Raw genomic sequence first — 16,634 nt, forward strand, 5'->3', positions numbered from 1 at the left:
CCCTACCTTCGCCCGTCATCCCTGGTGTCCTCATGCAGCGGCAGCGTCACCTTGCCCGTGGCCGCCCATTCCGCCCCGCGCAGCATCATGTCCTGAAGGCCCACGAAATGCAGCGAGACTTCGTCATGGCCCACGGTCATCGAGAAGACGCGGCCCTTGCCGTAATCGGCGGTCCACAATTGCGGGTGGTCGGCGTCGATGCCCTTCATGGCCTTGAGCTTGTCGGGCGCATAGGCCGCAGGATCATATTTGTTGCTCATCAGCTTGGGCGCATAATCGGCCGCTGTCTCGCGCGCGGTGGCCAAAACGTGGATCCTGGCCTCCGGGTCGATGCTCATGTTGGTGTACATGTCATCGTTATACGTCCAGATATAATCGCGCATGCCGGCCGTGATCGGATGGCTTTTGTCAATGATATGAATGGGAAACGATCCGGGAGGCGCACGGCGGCTTGATCCGGGCTGCATCACCGCGCCGATCAACCGCTTGTATTCGGGAATGTCGCGGCCCCATGTGAAGGAAGAGTGATAGGCCACCAGTCCGCCACCTTCACGCACATATTGATACAGCGCCTTGAAGGCATCGTCGGACCACAGATGCTGATCGGGATCGGCATAATTCCAGCGGCTGGAGTAATTGAGCAGCACGACATCATAGGCCTTGAGCATGGCCAGCGTGCCATGGTCGAAATCCTCGGTGACGCGCACGTCGAAACGCCCGCTTTCCTGCATGATGCTGCGCAGCATGTTGTTCATGCCGGTCCAGTCATGCTCATAGGAATTCTGGCCCGAGATAATCAGCACGCGCAGCCGCTTTTCCGCCGGATTGACCGGAATGGCGACCTTTTGCACGGTTTCGGGCGGGCGGTAACTAGTCGTCACAATCGGCTGGGCGGCGGCGGCCGAAGCCCATGCCCCAGCCAGTATCATCCATAGATGTCGTTTCACGTTACCTTCTCCCTTGTTTTTATGGATTTTCGATTCAGGCAAAGCGCCGATGCCCCGATGGCGAATTTTTGCAAATTCAAATCCAGAAGCGGCCTGACATGCTGTCTAAGCAGGAAATTAGCCAATAATCACATAGGCATAAGCGCATCGCTCTCTCCGCGCAGGGGTGCTGCTTGGATGGGGCCTATAATTAGAATTAGCAATCCGATTATCGTGACTGCACCCATGTTGCAACCGGATTTGCCCGGCGAGGTGAACCATTCACTCCGTTTATGCAAAACCATCCAGATAAATTAGAATGATTGTTCTTGACAGGCAGGCGATAGGGATCATAACCATAATTCTAATTTAGTGATTCATGCGAAAGGCCCTCCACGGGGCCGCCGTCGCCCAGAAATCACAAATTGGAAAAGAGGGAGGATTGCTGATGACCTACAGGAAGATTGTGCCCATTCTGCTGGCGGGCGGCGCGCTGATGAGCGTGAGCCAGGCCATGGCCCAGACCCAGAAACCGGCCGAACCCGACGCCCGCGAAATCATCGTCACCGCGCAGAACCGCAAGGAAAACGTCCAGAACGTTCCCATCGCCATTTCGGTCGTTACGGGCGCCGCGCTGGCCGCGCAGGGCGTCACTGATTTCACCTCGGTTCAGAAGGTTTCGCCCGCGCTCAACATCACCAGCGACACCAACAACACCCGCGTCACCGTGCGCGGTATCGGTTCGTTGACGAACAACGAGGCGCAGGATCAGTCGATCGCGGTCAATATCGACGGCGAATATCTGAACCGTCCCACCATTTTGAACGCCGCGATTTTCGACATTGATCGCGTCGAAGTGCTGCGCGGCCCGCAGGGCACGCTCTATGGCCGCAATTCCACCGGCGGCGCGGTCAATTTCATCACCCGCAAGCCGGGCGACCACACCGGTTTTAACGGCTCGGTGTCCTATGGCAATTTCAACTCGGTGCTGGTCGATGGCGGCGCTGATCTGGTGCTGGGCGAGGGCGCGGCGGTGCGCGTGGCGGGCTTTTACCGCAGCCATGACGGCTACAATTATCACCCCAACACGCCCTTCAGCCCGACCTCGGCCTTTACCCCTTCGAGCGCCAACCGTTCAGACACCGACAACACCGGCGGCGGCCGCGTCAGCCTGCGTTTGAAGCCGGTCGATGGGCTGACCATTGACGGCGCGGTCGAGCATGTCGAACAGAACATCATCCCGGCCGCCCAGATGTGGAGCGACATGACCGCCGCAGGCAACAATCCGGGCACCAGCACCACATCTTGCGGCAATGGCTGGACCGTGGCGGCGGCGCGCACCGGCGGCGTCTCCTGCATTCCCACCAACATCAACGTGTTGGCGGGCAAGGACCGTTCGACCTACAACTCGCCGCTGATCGGCGTGGGCAGCCTGCATCAGATCTCGACCGCCGTGCGCGGGCGGGTGGCCTATGACATGGGCTTTGCCACGCTGACCTATACGGGCGGCTATCGCACGACCAAGAACACCGGGGGCAACACGCTCTCGCCCGCCTTCTATTTCACCAATTTCGGCGGGACGGTGAAAACGAACAGCCACGAATTGCGCCTCAACGGTCTGACCCATGGTGTGCAATGGCAGGGCGGCCTGTTCTATTTCTATGAACAGCTCAATTCAAACGGTGGCCTCTATTCGCCCTTCATCGGCGCCAACGGCTCCTATGTGAACTATTTCCGCCATCCCACCAACACCAAGAGCATTTCCGGTTTCGGCCAGGCCGAAGTGCCGCTGACCGACAAGCTGACCGCCGTGGTCGGCGGGCGTTACACGCAGGATGACCGCAACGCGGCTTTCACCAATTACTTCTTCGCCTTTGGCAGCGGCCCGATCGAATTGACCAACCAGCCCGCGAGCACCACCCCGCTCAAATATTCGGGCAACAAGTTCACCTGGCTGGCGGGGCTGAATTACAAGCCCAATGCGGCCACGCTGATCTATGGCAAGGTATCCACCGGCTATAAGGCGGGCGGTTTTGACGGCGCGGGCACGGCCTTTCGCCCCGAAACCAACACCGCCTATGAAGGCGGCGCCAAGCTCAAACTGGGCCGCCATATCCTCAATTTTGCCGGGTTCTATTATGATTACAAGGACCTGCAAAATGACGTGCTGCTCAATCCGGCCATCGGCGCCCAGACCTTCAACGCGGGCAAGGCGCAGATCTATGGTCTGGAAGTGGAAACCACGCTGCGCCTGACCGATGATGACACGATCACCGGTTCGGCCAACCTGATGCATGCCAAGTACAATGATTTCACCGCCAGCGTCGCCTCCTATGACATCGGCGCTTCCTCGGCGACGCCTTTGACCTCCAATCTCAAAGGCAACCGCCTGCCCCAGTCGCCCAATGTCGTCATCACGCTGGGCTATGACCATGTCTTCCGTCTGGGCGAGGCGGGCACGCTGACCTTCTCGGCCTTTACCCGATACAAGGGTGACTATTACCTCGATTTCTACAATTACGCCTCTTCGCGTCAGGATGCACGTACGCAGAGCGACCTCAGCCTGGAATACAAGCCGCAGAACAAGCGTTTCAGCGTTCAGGCCTATGTGCGCAATCTCGAGGATTATCGCTCGATCGCTTATGCCGGCAACACGGTGGTTCCGGGCGTGGCCAATATCTACAACTTCCAGTTCACCCCGCCGCGCACCTATGGCGTCCGGTTGGGCGTGGAATTCTGATCTGAACCAAAGGCCGACGGCCTGAAACTTTGGGGTGGCTCCAGCGCATGGGGCCACCCTCGCTTTTCCGGCCTGATCATCCAATCTGGAGCATCCCCCTTATGCCCAAGATGAAAAGCACGATGGAGCGCCGGGAATTCTTGGCCGGAATGGCGCTGCTGATGGCGGTGGCGCCCATGGCCGCCCATGCCAAACCGGCGCCCAGCCCTTATCAGCCCCTGCTGCGCGAGGTCGCGCAACTGGTGATACCGCGCAGCGCGACGCCGGGCGCGGGCGAGGTGGGCGTCGGGGCCTTTGTCCTGCTGGCGCTGGATCATGGGCTGGAGGGGACCAGAGGCTTTGACCATGCCGCATGGCTCAAAACCGCGCTTGGCACGGGATTTCTGACCCAGCCTTTAGCGCGGCGGCGCTCGGCGCTTGCCGCGCTGGACGCGCGCGCCTTTGCCGGGGATGCGGCGGCTAAGCCTTGGCTGGCGATCAAGCGGCTGATCCTGCTGGGCTATTACACGTCCGAAACCGGCGGCTCGAAAGAGCTGCAATATGTTCATGTGCCGGGCCGCTATGACCCGGACCTGCCGCTCAAACCAACCGACCGCGCTTTTTCCAGCGACTGGACGGCGGTGGATTTCGGATAAGGGGCAAGGCAATGGATTTTGATGCAATCGTGGTGGGCTCCGGCATCACCGGGGGCTGGGCGGCCAAGGAACTGACCGAGGCGGGCCTCAAAGTGCTGATGATCGAGCGTGGGCGCGAGATCCGGCATCAGCAGGATTACACCACAGAGATGAAGATGCCATGGGACATGCCCTTCCGCGGCCATGGCGACAGCGACCTGTTTGACCGCGACTATGCGGTCCAGCGGTTGAACCGCCATTTCACCGAATTTACCCAGCCCCATTTCGTCAATGACGCGCAAAACCCCTATCAGACCGGGCCGGATACGCGCTTTACGTGGTTTCGCTCTTATCAACTGGGGGGGCGGTCGCTGACATGGGGGCGGCAGACCTATCGCTGGTCGGACTATGATTTCGCCGCCAATGCGCGCGATGGCCAGGGCACCGACTGGCCGATCCGCTATGCCGACATTGCGCCCTGGTATGACAAGGTGGAGAGCTTCATCGGCGTGTCGGGAGCGAAAGAGGGCCTGAAACAATTGCCCGACGGCCAGTTTCAGCCGCCCATGGCGCTCAATGTGGTGGAAACCCATGTCCGCGCCGAAATCGCCAAACGCTGGCCCGAACGCTGCCTGACCGTGGGCCGCACGGCCAATATGACCGAGGGCAAGCCGGAGGAGGGGCGCGCGCCCTGCCAAAACCGTTCGATCTGTGCGCGCGGCTGTTCCTATGGCGCTTATTTCTCGACGCAGTCCTCCACGCTGCCCGCCGCGATGAAAACCGGGAACCTGACCGTCATCACCGACGCTGTGGTCGAGGCGCTGGACTATGATCCGGCAACCCGGCGCGTGACCGGCGTGCGCTATATCGACACCAAAACCCGCACGCGCAAAACCGCGCGCGCGCGGATGGTGTTCCTGAATGCCGGATCGTTCAATTCGGTCCACATCCTGCTCAATTCCGCACCGGGCGGGCTGGCCAATTCCAGCGGCGTGCTGGGCACGCATATCATGGACCATGCCACAACGCTCTCGGCCGCCGCGCTGATGCCCGGGTTTGAACATCACACAACCTTTGGCAACCGGCCCACGGGCATCGTCATCCCGCGCTATTGCAACATGGATCAGATGGACGGCATCGGCCACGCGCGCGGCTTTTCGTTTCAGGGCGGCGCGTTGCAAAGCACCTGGACGCAGGGCAACCGGATGGCGGGCATCGGCGCGGAGTATAAGGAAAAGCTGCGGCATCCCGGCCCTTGGCGCATGGTGCTGGTCGGCTTTTCCGACTGCGTGCCGCGCGCGACCAACCGGCTGACGCTGGACCCGGTCAAGACCGATGCCCATGGCCTGCCGCAATTGCGCGTTGATTTCGCCTTTGGCAAAGAGGAACATGCCGCATTGGCGCAGGCCAAGGCCGAGGCGGCCGAAATGCTGATCGCAGCAGGCGGCAAGGTGCTGATGGGCTTTGACCAGCCGGGGCCGGCGGGCACCGCAATCCACGAAATGGGCGGCGCGCGCATGGGCCATGATCCCAAAACCAGCGTGCTCAACAAATGGAGCCAGTCGCACGACATCGCCAATCTGTTTGTCACCGACGGCGCGCAGATGTCCTCCAGCGCCTGCCAGAACCCCTCGCTCACCTATATGGCGCTGACCGCGCGGGCGGCGCATGCGGCGGTGGGGATGCTGCGCGAAGGGCGGATCTGAGATGCGCGATCCGGCATCGCTCTCGTCCCGGCAAAAGACCTTTGCGCTGATTACGCTGATTATCGCGCTGGTGCTGGAAATCGTCGACATGACGATCGTCAACACCGCGCTGCCCGCGATCAAGGCCAGCCTGGGCGCGGATGCGCGGGCTTCGCAATGGATCGTGGCGGGCTATTCTTTGGCCTTTGCGCTGCTTTTGATGGCAGGCGGGCGGCTGGGGGATTCCTACGGCTATCGGCGGATGTTCGTGGCCGGAGTGATCGGGTTCACGCTGTCCTCGGCGGCCTGCGGCATGGCCGCGACCGGCACGGGTCTGGTGGCGGCCCGGCTGATGCAGGGGGCGACGGGCGCGATCATGGCGCCGCAATCTATGGCGCTGGTCCAGGTGTTGTTCAGCCCGTTGGAGCGCGTCTCGCGCATGGCGATGTTTGGCGTGATCGGCGGGCTGGCGGCAATTGCGGGGCCTATTCTGGGCGGCATGCTGATCGAGGCCAATCTGTTTGAACTGGGCTGGCGGGCGGTGTTTCTTATAAACCTGCCGGTGGGGATCGGGGCGGTGATCGCCGGGCTGATGTTCCTGCCCGAGGCGCGTTCGGGGCGGCCTGCGGGCTATGATTTTGGCGGCATGGGCCTGTTCGCTCTGGCGATGGGGGCCGTGTTCTGGCCGCTGATCGGGGCGGGCGAGGCTGGGCGCGGGGGGATGCATTTCCTCATGCTGCTTGCCGCGGCGCCCTTGGGCTGGGCGGCTTGGCGCCATGTGGCACGCCGCGTTCGGGCCGGGGATTCGGCGCTGTTTGATCCTGCACTTTTTGCCATCCCCACCTTTCGCAAAGGGCTTGCCCTGTCGGTGGTGTTTGCGGCGGCGGGGGCCGGTTTCCTGCTGGTCTTTGCCTTCGCGCTTCAGGCCGAGCGGGGGCAGACCCCGCTGTTCACCGGGCTTTTGCATATGCCCTACGGCTTTGGCGCGATGTTCGGCATCGGGGTGATGAGCCGCAATTTCCTGCCCCGCCTTGGCCGCTGGGTGCTGGTGATCGGGGCGGGGCTGATGCTGCCCGCCTGCCTCGCTGTGCTTTATGGCGCGACTTTTGCGCAATGGCCGTGGGCGCTGATTGCCGCGCTGCTGGTGCTGTCGGGCGCGGGGATGGGCATGACCAGCGGCTGCATCGGACCCATCGTCGTCTCGCAGGTTCCGCGCGACCATGCCGGTGCGGCCAGCGCCCTGCTGAAAACCAGCCAGCAGTTGGGCAGCGCGCTGGGCGTCGCGCTGGTGGGCAGCCTGTATTTCGCATGGAGCGCGGCGGGCCATGCCTATCCGGCGCTGGCGGCGGCCGGGGCGATTGATGCGATGCTGGCGATCTGCGTGGTTCTGGCGCTGCGTTTGCCGGCGCGGCTGTTCTGATTTTGGAAAGGGTTTTTCATGGCTTACGAAATTTCCGTCAATCTCGAATATATGTTTCAGGAGGCGGGCGAGCGGCTGGAGGAACGGATTGCCGCCGCCGCCGCCGCCGGTTTTGCCAAGGCCGAGATGTTCACCACCGCCGGGCGCGATCTGGCCTCGCTGGGCGCCGCGCTGAAGGACCATGGGGTGGCGCTGATTTCGGTGCTGGCCGATCCGCGCACGCGCCTGATCGAGCGCGATACCCATGCCGCCTTCCGCGACCTGTTTCGCCGCGCCGCCGAGGATGCATTGGCGCTGGGCTGCAATCGCGTGGTGGTGGGTTCCGGGCCGGGGGTGCCCTATATGAAGCGGGCGATGCAATTGGATATCGTGGCCGAGGCGGTGGCGGGCATCGTACCGATTGCGCAGGAACTGGGCGTGACGGCGATGCTGGAGCCGGTCAACACCCGCGTCGATCATCCCGGCGTGCTGTTCAGCCAGACAATCGATGCGGTCAATGTCATCAGGGCGGTCAACGCCCCGCAGGTTCGCCTGCTCTATGACCTCTATCACTCTGTGGTCGAGGGCGAGAACCCCGCCGAGCAACTGGCGCAGCATATCGGCCTGATCGAGCATGTGCAGATTGCCGACGCGCCGGGCCGGGGCGAGCCGGGATCGGGCGCGATTGACTGGAGCGCGATGCTGGGGCTGTTGCGCGGGGCCGGATATGCGGGCGCGATCGGAGTGGAATGCCATCCCACCGTGTCCTCCACGCCGGGCGCGCTGGAATTTATTCGGGAACTGGCCGCCACGATCTGATTTATAGATCAAGGACGGGGAGAGGCGCTCATCGGGCGGGCATTTGTCCACGATGGGCGCCTCTTTTCGTTTCAGGTGGTTTCCAGGGATATACGTAGAATTCACTTTGTCGTTTTCATGTATACGCTTTGGCAAATTGCGATAGACTGCGCACACTCATTGCGACTCTTGCCAAAGGTCAGCCCATGATAGTCGAAGATCGTGTCCGCCCCGCCAGAGAGTTGATGGAAACGCTGTTTCGCCGCCTGCGCAAGCTGGCGCGGGCGACAGGGCGCCCACAGGTCGCGCCGTCCGACCCCGATGCGCTGATCGGGCAATGTCAGGCGCTGCTGGATGAACGCAGCCAGTCCTCGGGCGTCCATCTGGCAGGCGATATTCTGGCCGCCTATGCCGCGCTGGAGGAGGCGGACAAGCAGCGCTTTCTCAGCGCACTGGCGCTGGGCTTTGCCCCTGATGCCGATGCCATCCGGGGGGCGATGGCCGCCTATGAGGCCGACCCTTCGCCGCTGCATATGGCCGCGATTTCCCGCGCGGCCGAGGCGCCGCGTCAGGAGGTGCTGCGCCGCCTCAATCAGGCGCCGATGGCCACCGGCGCGCTGGTCAACATGCGCGCTGATCTGCTGCGCCATGTCAAGACCGACCCGGCCCTGCGCGTGCTGGATCAGGATCTGGCCCATCTGCTGCGCTCATGGTTCAACCGGGGCTTTTTGGTGATGCGGCGGATCGACTGGTCCAGCCCGGCCGATCTGCTTGAACGGATCATCCGCTATGAGGCGGTGCATTCCATTGCCACATGGGACGAATTGCGCGCGCGCCTGCTGCCTTCGGACCGGCGCTGTTATGGCTTTTTCCATCCGGCGCTGGGCGATGAACCGCTGATCTTTGTCGAAGTCGCGCTCTGCGCCGAAGTGCCTTCCTCGATCCAGTCGCTGTTGGCGCAGGGGCGCGAGGAGCTGGACCCCGCCCAGGCCAAGGTCGCGGTTTTCTATTCGATCTCCAATTGTCAGGCCGGCCTTGCGGGCATTTCCTTTGGCCAATTCCTGATCAAGCAGGTGGTCGAGGATCTGGGCGCGGAATATCCCGGCCTTGAAACCTATGTCACGCTCTCGCCCATTCCCGGTTTTGCCCGCTGGCTGAAACAGGCGGCGCAGCAGGGCGATCAGGCCGCGCAAGCCGCGCTGGACGTGCCGCCGATGCGCGAATGGCATGTGCATGATGCGCGCCGGGCGGATCTGATGCGGCTGGGCGCGCGCTATCTGGTGGGCGAGCGCGATGGGGAAGGGCGCCTGCTTGATCCGGTGGCGCGGTTCCACGTCGGCAATGGGGCGCGGGTCGAACGTCTGTGCTGGATGGCCGACACCAGCGCGCGCGGCATGGCGCAATCGCATGGCTTGATGGTCAATTATCTGTATGATCTGAAAACGGTGGAGAGCAACCACAACGCCTATGCCCGCCACCGCGTGGTCAATGCCGGGTCGGCGATCAACGGCCTGTTGGCCCCGCCGCGCAAATTGTGGCGCGCGTCGGGGACCAAGGCGATGGCGGGATAGGCCCTATTTCGCAAACAGGTCGGCGTAGGTCTCGCGAAGGGCCTTCTTCTGGATCTTGCCCATCGTGTTGCGCGGCAGTTCGGGCAGGAAGATCACCCGGCGCGGTTGCTTGAACCGCGCCAGATCGCCCGCGATGGCGGCCAGCACGGCGGCCTCGTCCAAAGACGCGTCGCGCGCCTGCACTACAGCCACCACGCCTTCGCCCATATCCCGATGCGGTATGCCGATCACCGCGCTTTCGGCGATGCCGGGGATGGCGTCGATCAGCGCCTCGACTTCAGCCGGGTAGACATTGAAGCCGCCGCAGATGATGAGATCCTTGGCGCGGCCCACGATCGAGACATAGCCGCGTTCATCGATCACGCCCAGATCGCCGGTGATGAAAAAGCCGTTTTCGCGCAGTTCCTCGGCGGTCTTTTCGGGCAATTGCCAATAGCCCTTGAACACATTCGGCCCGCGCACCTCGATCACGCCGACGTCGCCCTGAGGCAGGCTTTCGCCCGTTTCGGGATGGGCGATGCGCAATTCGACGCCGGGCAGGGGAAAGCCGACGCTGCCCGGAACCCGGTCGCCCTCATAGGGGTTCGAGGTGTTCATATTGGTCTCGGTCATGCCATAGCGCTCGAGAATGGCGTGACCCGTGCGCGCGGAAAATTCCTTGTGCGTTTCGGCCGACAAAGGCGCCGAACCCGACACGAACAGCCGCATATGGGCCACGAGTTCGCGGGTGAAATCCGCCTCGTTCAGCAGGCGCGAATAGAAGGTGGGCACGCCCATCAGCACCGTGGCGCGCGGCATCAGGCGAATGAGTTCGCGCACATCGAATTTGGGGCAAAGGATGATCGCGCTGCCCGCCGTGATCGTGATGTTGGTGGCGACAAACAGGCCATGCGTGTGGAAAATCGGCAGGGCGTGGAGCAGGACATCGCCCTCGGTAAAGCGCCAGTAATCCTTGAGCGTGGCCGAATTGGAGGCCAGATTGCCCTGCGTGAGCATCGCGCCCTTGGATCGGCCCGTGGTGCCCGATGTATACAGGATCGCGGCCAGATCATCCATGGCAACGGGGTGAATTGCGGCCTGCGTCTCTTGCGCATCGGCGCCGGTGGACAGGCTGCCACCCCCCGCCGCGCCTAGCGTCAGGCGCGCGCCAATGCCAAGGTCGGCGCACAGCGCGGCCATCGCGGCCTCGTCCTCGGGCCTGTGGATGAACAGGGCGGGCGTGGCGTCGGACAGGAAGAAGCGGACCTCGGCCGGTGTATACGCCGTGTTGAGCGGCAGATAGACCGCCCCGATCCGCAAGGCGGCCAGATAGGTCAGCAGCGCATCGGCGCTCTTTTCCACCTGAACCGCGATGCGATCGCCCGGTTTGACGCCGGAGGCGCGGAACAGGTTGGCCATCTGCCCGCTGCGGGCTACGGCTTGGGCATAAGTGATAATGCCGCCCTCGGGCAGGATCAGAAAGGGCGCATCGGGCGCGGCGATGCTGCGGTTTTGAAAGATCGAGAAGAGGTCTTGCGCCATGATGTGTCCCTGTCAGCCGAGGTTGGGAATCCGTAAGTGCCCGCCCATACAACATGGTTGATTGCGGTTCTAGTGTATGCAAGAAGCGCGAATGAGAAAAATATCGCATACATGCGGGGCAAGAGGGACGAGGGTGGATGATGTCTGAGGAAGCGCCCAACCTGCTGCTTTCCGAACGCATCCGCGTCGCTCTGGCCGATGAGATCACCACCGGGCAATTGGTGCCGGGCGGCGCGCTGGACGAGCAGCAGATCGGGGATCGCTTTGGCGCCTCGCGAACCCCCGTGCGTGAGGCGATCCGGCAATTGGCCGCGGTGGGTCTGGTTGAAATGCGCCCCCGCCGCGGCGCGGTCGTTTCCGGGCTCAGCACCCAGCGCATCATTGACATGTTCGAAATGAGCGCCGAGATCGAGGCCATGTGCGTGCGCATGGCCACCTATCGCATGAACCCGGTCGAGCGCAGCCGTCTGGCGCAATTGCACGAGGATTCCGAGGCGATGGTCGCGGCGGGCGATATTGACGCCTATGACCGGATGAACTGGGAATTTCACCAGACGATCTATGAAGGCACGCATAATGCCTTCATTGCCGAGCAGGCGCTGGGCCTGCGCGACCGGATGGCGGCCTTTCGGCGCACGCAATTGCGCGGCGGGGGCCGCCCGGCCAAATCACGCGCCGAACATGGCGAATTGCTGGCCGCGATCATGCGCGGCGATGGCGAGGAGGCGGCGCGCTGCATGCGCTCGCATATGTTCCATGCCTCGCTGGCGCTGGAACGTTTCACCGCCGGACGATCATAAAAGGGCGCGGCATAAAAGGCCGGGGAGAGGGATAGTATGGCAATCTATGGAACCGCGCTGCTCGCGCTCTGCACGCTGATCGGTGTCGCGCTGGGCGAGGCTTTGGGCATGGCGCTGCACGTAAAGGCGAATGTCGGCGGGGTGGGCATTGCGATGATGCTGCTGATCGGCGCGCGGCTGTGGCTGGCGCGGACGGGGCGTTTGACGCCGGGGCTGAAGCTGGGGGTAGAGTTCTGGGCGCTGATGTATATTCCCATCGTTGTCGCCATGGCCGCGCAGCAGAATGTGCTGGCGGCGCTGGAGGGCGGGCCGATGGCGGTGCTGACGGGGATCGTGGTCGTGGCGATCTGCTTTGGCCTTGTCGCCATCCTCAGCCGCGCCACCGGAGGCCATCATGATTGAAATCGCCCACAAGGTCATTGCCGATCAGTCGCTGGTGCTCGCCTTTGCGGCGGTGGGCGCGCTGATGTGGATCAGCGCGATGCTCTCGCGCCTGCTGTTTGCCGGGCGCATCCATGCCAGCGCGATTGCGATCATGGCCGCGCTGGCGCTGGCCTGGTATGGCGGGATCATCACCGGGGGCAAGAAGGGGCTGGCCGATGTGCCCGCCTTTGCTGGCCTTTTGCTGATGGGCGGGGCGATGCTGCGCGACTTTGCGATTGTCGCCACCGCCTTTGAGGTCGATCCGATCGAGGCGCGCAAGGCGGGCCTGCTGGGCGCTTTTGCCTTGTTGCTGGGGACGGTGGTGCCTTTTGCGGTGGGCGCCGGGATTGCTTGGAGTTTCGGCTATCGCGATGCCGTCTCCCTGGCCACCTTGGGCGCGGGGGCGGTCACCTATATCGTCGGGCCGGTTACGGGGGCGGCGCTGGGCGCGTCTTCGCCGGTGATGGCGCTTTCGATTGCCACGGGTGTGCTCAAGGCCGTGCTGGTGATGGCGACGACACCGATGGCCGCCCGCTTCATGGGCCTGAATAATCCGCGCAGCGCGATGATCTTTGGCGGCCTTGCCGGAACGGTCAGCGGGGTTGCCGGGGGCCTTGCCGCCACCGATGAGAAGCTGGTGCCCTATGGCGCGTTGACGGCGACGTTCCACACCGGCCTTGGCTGCCTGCTCGCGCCCTCGGTGCTGTTCCTGATCGTCAAGGCGCTGGTCTAGGCCGCATCATCAAAAGCGCCACCAGCCCCAGCGCCAACCCCGCGCCCAGCGCCGCGCCGCCAAAGGGCGCGGCATAGGTCGCGTGCTGGGCCAATGCCCCCGCCAGCGGCCCGGTCAGGCACAGCGCGACATCAATGAACAGCGCAAAGGTGCTGAGCGCCGTGCCCCGGCTCTGTTCGGGCACACGCTCGATCACCAGCACGCCCAGCGCGGGAAATACCATGGCAAAGCCAAAGCCCGCCACCGCCGCCCCGGCAATGGCCAGAGGGGCGCTGGGCGCGGCGGCCATGATGGCCAGACCCACCAGTTCCACCGCGATGAACACCGCCGAGACCGGCAGGCCGCCATGGCGCGCCACGCTGCGCACAAACAGCAGGCGCGAAACGATAAAGGCGCAGCCAAAGGCCGTCAGCGCCATCCATGCATGGCCCCAGCCAAAGGCGTTGAAATAAAGCGTGATGAAAGAGGTGATCACCCCAAAGCCCACCGTCGCCATGGCCAGCGCCGCGCCAAAGGGCAAAACCGCGCCAAACACCGTGCGCATCGGCCAGCGCTGGGCCGCGGGAACGCGCGCGGCCGGTTGCGGCCAGACAAAGGCCAGCCCCGCAGCGCCGAGCAGCAGCAAGGCCACCCCCAGCGCCATCACGCCGCCCAGCCCGAAAATCCACACCCCCGCCGGCGCCCCGCCCGCAATCGCGGCATAGGTGGCGATCCCGTTCCATGAGATCATCCGCGCCGATTGATGCGCGCCCAGCCGCATGATGCCCCAGGCCATCGCGCTGGTGCTGACCAGACTTTCGCTGAAACCCAGCAGGATGCGCGAGGCCATCATCATCACCATCGCCGCGATGGGCGCGGTGATCCACAGCGCGGCCATGGTCGCCGCCCCCGCGCCAAGACAGCAGACGAAGCCCAGCACGATGGCGCGGCGCGGCCCCGAACGGTCGATCATCGGTCCGACGACAACGCGGCTTAAAACCGTGGCGGCATATTGGGCGGAAATGAGAAAGCCCGCCATCACCGGCCCGAAACCCAGCCGCAGCGCCCATCCCGGCAGCACCGCCAGCGGCAGGCCCACCGCAAAATAGGCAAGGCCGGTGCATCCAGCGCAAAGGAAGATGCTGCGCGCCGGGGAATCTGTGGTCATACTCTGCGTTCCGGTCAGGCCTGAAGAATTGAACCGGACGGTACACGAAACAGGGCGATAATCATCCTCTAAATGCCGCTGCTAGCCATAGGCGCGCAGGAAAGCATCCACCGCATCCGCCACCATGGTCTTGGTGTCCAGTTCGGGCTCCACGCCAAACAGCATCGGCACCAGAATGCCGCCCTCCAGCAAGCCCTTGAGATGCATGGCAACCTTATGGGGGTCCCCTTTGGACAGGTTGCCCCGCTCCATCGCGGCGGCGATATAAGTAGCAATATCGCACCATCCCTGTTTGGGGCCGAGGCGATAAAGCGTGGCGCCCAAATTGCTGCCATTGGCGCTCTCGGCAATGGCGGTGCGGACGATGGACATCGCCTGACAACTGGTGATCAGGCTGACATAGGCCTCGCCGAAGCGCATGAGCACCTTGCGGACATCGGTTTCTTCCGGGTCCAACTGGTCGATCATGGCGTGGCCCTGCTCCTGCATGGCGTCGATCATGGCCGTGGCAAACAGCTCCTCCTTGGATGAGAAGTAGCTGTAAAGAGTAGCTTTTGAACCGCCAACACGCGCGGAGATCTGGGCCATGCTGGCCCGACCGAAACCGACTTCGCGAAACAGGCTTGTGGCTGCTTCCAGAATGCATTGGCGGCGGGAATCAGATTTCTGCCGCATGTGTCCTCTCTTTTCTAGACCGACCTGTACAGTTTTCTCTTGACGTGGCAAGCAAAATCGATAACTGAACCGTTCAGTATGGTTTTAAAGGTGAGCAGATGAGTCGCTTCCTCCCCCCGGCGTGGCACCCCACAGCAGCCCTGACGCTTTTGGCGGGCAGCCTGCTGGCCACGCCTGCCTTGGGCGCCACCCCCCTCCCGTCCCCGGCGCCCAAGGCCCCCCAATCGCTCGCCGCCAGCCAGAGCCTGGCCGACACGCAAGGCCAATGGCCGGTCGATGGCTGGTGGCGGGCTTACGGTGATGATCAACTCTCGGCGTTGATTGCCGAGGGGATGCAGGGCGCAACCGATCTGCGCGTGGCCCAGGCGCGCTATGCCGCCGCTGCCGCCACGGTGGGCGATGCGCGCGGTGCTTTGCTGCCCACACTGTCGGGCAACGCGGATGCGGGCTCGGCCAAACAGAGCTACAACTATCTCTTCCCCGCCGCCTTTGCCCCCAAGGGCTGGCGCGAGACGGGGCAGGCGTCGATCAACCTCAATTGGGAAATCGACTTCTGGGGCAAGAACCGCGCCGCCCTGCGCGCCGCCAAGGCGGATCGCGCGGCCGCAGAGGCCGAGGCGGCCGCTGCGCGTCTGGCGGTTTCGACCGGGATTGCCACGGCCTATGCCGATCTGGCCGCAACCTATGCCGAGCAGGACGCTGCACAAGAAGCCGCCAAGATCCGCGCCCAGACGCTGGCTCTGATCGAGCAGCGCCGCGATCAGGGGCTGGAAAATGAAGGCGCCGTGGCCCGCGCCCGCGCCAATCTGGCCAGCGCGCAGGGCGATCTGGCCGCGATTGATGAACAGATCACGCTGGGCCGCCACCGCCTTGCCGCGCTGGTCGGCGCCGGGCCGGATCGCGGCCTGTCGATTGCTCGCCCCGCCGTGGCCCATCTGGCCAGCCCCGGCCTGCCCGAAAACATCCCCGCGCAATTGCTGGGCCGCCGCCCCGATATGGTGGCCGCCCGCGCGCGGGCCGAGGCCGCCGGGGAACGCATCAGGGTCGCCCGGGCCGCCTTCTATCCCAACATCAACCTGTCGGCGTTGATCGGCCTGCAATCTTTGGGCCTGTCCAATCTGGTCAAATCGGGGTCGGAATATGGCTCGGTCGGTCCGGCGGTCAGTCTGCCCATCTTTGACGGCGGGCGTCTGTCGGCGCGCAAGCACGGCGCCGAGGCTGACTATGCGCTGGCCGTTGCCCAATATGACGGCACGCTGGTCCATGCGCTTCAGGATATTGCCGATGCGGCCACCAGCCGTCAGGAACTGACCCGCCGCCTGTCGAGCGCGCAGGCCGCGCAGGCCGCCGCCCAGTCGGCGTGGAATGTTGCCAACAACCGCTATCGCGGCGGTCTGGCCACGGTGCTCGATGTGCTGGTGGCCGAGGATTCCCTGATTGCCGCCCGCCGTGCCACGGCTGCTCTCCAAACACGTGCTTTCGCCCTTGATGTCGCGCTGGTGCGCGCGCTGGGCGGCGGCTTTCAGGCCTGAAGGAGTTTCACGCCATGACCTCCAAGACTTCGACCATTGCCCGTATCCGTGACCATGACGTGGAGCCTGA

General features: G+C 63.7%; 13 protein-coding genes and 1 pseudogene. 10 read left to right on the forward strand and 4 right to left on the reverse strand.

The genetic code is table 11. The annotated features are described in order from the left end of the window. Positions 1 to 2: 2 nt before the first annotated feature. The gene (locus PQ467_RS17210) at positions 3 to 947 is read right to left on the reverse strand and encodes a ThuA domain-containing protein (protein ID WP_274176762.1); all 945 of its coding nucleotides are present in this window, start codon (positions 945 to 947) and stop codon (positions 3 to 5) included. Positions 948 to 1,374: 427 nt separating this feature from the next. Between PQ467_RS17210 and PQ467_RS17215 the strand changes: the two genes are divergently transcribed. The 6 genes from PQ467_RS17215 (at position 1,375) to PQ467_RS17240 (ending at position 9,733) form a co-directional block, all read left to right on the forward strand. Beyond that, positions 1,375 to 3,666: a TonB-dependent receptor gene (locus PQ467_RS17215; RefSeq protein ID WP_274176763.1), complete on the forward strand. Its 2,292-nt coding sequence runs from the start codon at positions 1,375 to 1,377 to the stop codon at positions 3,664 to 3,666. Positions 3,667 to 3,767: 101 nt separating this feature from the next. Further along, entirely contained in the window at positions 3,768 to 4,301 is a 534-nt protein-coding gene (locus PQ467_RS17220) for a gluconate 2-dehydrogenase subunit 3 family protein (RefSeq protein WP_274176764.1), read from the forward strand. A gap of 11 nt (positions 4,302 to 4,312) precedes the next feature. Next, positions 4,313 to 5,986: a GMC oxidoreductase gene (locus tag PQ467_RS17225; RefSeq protein WP_274176765.1), complete on the forward strand. Its 1,674-nt coding sequence runs from the start codon at positions 4,313 to 4,315 to the stop codon at positions 5,984 to 5,986. 1 nt (position 5,987) lies between these two features. Next, positions 5,988 to 7,385 carry an MFS transporter gene (locus PQ467_RS17230; RefSeq protein WP_274176766.1) on the forward strand — a complete coding sequence of 466 codons (1,398 nt, stop codon included), beginning with the start codon at positions 5,988 to 5,990 and terminating at the stop codon, positions 7,383 to 7,385. Between the two features lie 18 nt (positions 7,386 to 7,403). Further along, on the forward strand, positions 7,404 to 8,183 hold the full coding sequence (locus PQ467_RS17235) for a TIM barrel protein (RefSeq protein WP_274176767.1): 780 nt from the start codon (positions 7,404 to 7,406) through the stop codon (positions 8,181 to 8,183). A gap of 185 nt (positions 8,184 to 8,368) precedes the next feature. Continuing rightward, on the forward strand, positions 8,369 to 9,733 hold the full coding sequence (locus PQ467_RS17240) for a malonyl-CoA decarboxylase (protein WP_274176768.1): 1,365 nt from the start codon (positions 8,369 to 8,371) through the stop codon (positions 9,731 to 9,733). 3 nt (positions 9,734 to 9,736) lie between these two features. Here PQ467_RS17240 and PQ467_RS17245 read toward each other — a convergent pair whose 3' ends face one another. Continuing rightward, entirely contained in the window at positions 9,737 to 11,254 is a 1,518-nt protein-coding gene (locus PQ467_RS17245) for a malonate--CoA ligase (protein ID WP_274176769.1), read from the reverse strand. 137 nt (positions 11,255 to 11,391) lie between these two features. Here PQ467_RS17245 and PQ467_RS17250 point away from each other — a divergent pair, with 137 nt between their 5' ends. The 3 genes and pseudogenes from PQ467_RS17250 to madM all read left to right on the forward strand — a co-directional run bounded on the left by PQ467_RS17250 (position 11,392) and on the right by madM (position 13,210). Then, positions 11,392 to 12,054 carry a GntR family transcriptional regulator gene (locus PQ467_RS17250; RefSeq protein WP_274176770.1) on the forward strand — a complete coding sequence of 221 codons (663 nt, stop codon included), beginning with the start codon at positions 11,392 to 11,394 and terminating at the stop codon, positions 12,052 to 12,054. A gap of 36 nt (positions 12,055 to 12,090) precedes the next feature. After that, positions 12,091 to 12,441: pseudogene (gene madL / locus PQ467_RS17255) on the forward strand (malonate transporter subunit MadL); the annotation flags it as partial. 7 nt (positions 12,442 to 12,448) lie between these two features. Next, positions 12,449 to 13,210: a malonate transporter subunit MadM gene (madM, locus tag PQ467_RS17260; RefSeq protein ID WP_274176771.1), complete on the forward strand. Its 762-nt coding sequence runs from the start codon at positions 12,449 to 12,451 to the stop codon at positions 13,208 to 13,210. On the opposite strand, the gene PQ467_RS17265 is transcribed toward madM, so the two are convergent. Continuing rightward, a complete protein-coding gene (locus PQ467_RS17265) occupies positions 13,194 to 14,357 on the reverse strand; it encodes an MFS transporter (protein WP_274176772.1) in 1,164 nt (387 codons plus the stop codon). The two genes, madM and PQ467_RS17265, sit on opposite strands and share 17 nt — an antisense overlap. An 81-nt stretch (positions 14,358 to 14,438) precedes the next feature. Beyond that, positions 14,439 to 15,032: a TetR/AcrR family transcriptional regulator gene (locus PQ467_RS17270; protein WP_274176773.1), complete on the reverse strand. Its 594-nt coding sequence runs from the start codon at positions 15,030 to 15,032 to the stop codon at positions 14,439 to 14,441. Between the two features lie 98 nt (positions 15,033 to 15,130). Between PQ467_RS17270 and PQ467_RS17275 the strand changes: the two genes are divergently transcribed. Then, complete coding sequence (locus tag PQ467_RS17275) at positions 15,131 to 16,564, forward strand: efflux transporter outer membrane subunit (protein ID WP_274176774.1); 1,434 nt, start codon at positions 15,131 to 15,133, stop codon at positions 16,562 to 16,564. Positions 16,565 to 16,634: the final 70 nt, after the last annotated feature.

Origin of the sequence: Novosphingobium sp. KACC 22771, assembly GCF_028736195.1 — a bacterium.
Taxonomy (GTDB): domain Bacteria; phylum Pseudomonadota; class Alphaproteobacteria; order Sphingomonadales; family Sphingomonadaceae; genus Novosphingobium.

Bases quoted from the DNA above. Each gene is read 5' to 3' on its own strand.
- PQ467_RS17245 (WP_274176769.1), bottom strand. From the start codon at position 11,254: ATGGCGCAAGACCTCTTCTCGATCTTTCAAAACCGCAGCATCGCCGCG.
- PQ467_RS17215 (WP_274176763.1), top strand. From the start codon at position 1,375: ATGACCTACAGGAAGATTGTGCCCATTCTGCTGGCGGGCGGCGCGCTG.
- PQ467_RS17270 (WP_274176773.1), bottom strand. From the start codon at position 15,032: ATGCGGCAGAAATCTGATTCCCGCCGCCAATGCATTCTGGAAGCAGCC.
- PQ467_RS17265 (WP_274176772.1), bottom strand. From the start codon at position 14,357: ATGACCACAGATTCCCCGGCGCGCAGCATCTTCCTTTGCGCTGGATGC.
- PQ467_RS17240 (WP_274176768.1), top strand. From the start codon at position 8,369: ATGATAGTCGAAGATCGTGTCCGCCCCGCCAGAGAGTTGATGGAAACG.
- PQ467_RS17220 (WP_274176764.1), top strand. From the start codon at position 3,768: ATGCCCAAGATGAAAAGCACGATGGAGCGCCGGGAATTCTTGGCCGGA.
- PQ467_RS17225 (WP_274176765.1), top strand. From the start codon at position 4,313: ATGGATTTTGATGCAATCGTGGTGGGCTCCGGCATCACCGGGGGCTGG.
- PQ467_RS17230 (WP_274176766.1), top strand. From the start codon at position 5,988: ATGCGCGATCCGGCATCGCTCTCGTCCCGGCAAAAGACCTTTGCGCTG.
- PQ467_RS17235 (WP_274176767.1), top strand. From the start codon at position 7,404: ATGGCTTACGAAATTTCCGTCAATCTCGAATATATGTTTCAGGAGGCG.
- PQ467_RS17275 (WP_274176774.1), top strand. From the start codon at position 15,131: ATGAGTCGCTTCCTCCCCCCGGCGTGGCACCCCACAGCAGCCCTGACG.
- madM (WP_274176771.1), top strand. From the start codon at position 12,449: ATGATTGAAATCGCCCACAAGGTCATTGCCGATCAGTCGCTGGTGCTC.
- PQ467_RS17250 (WP_274176770.1), top strand. From the start codon at position 11,392: ATGATGTCTGAGGAAGCGCCCAACCTGCTGCTTTCCGAACGCATCCGC.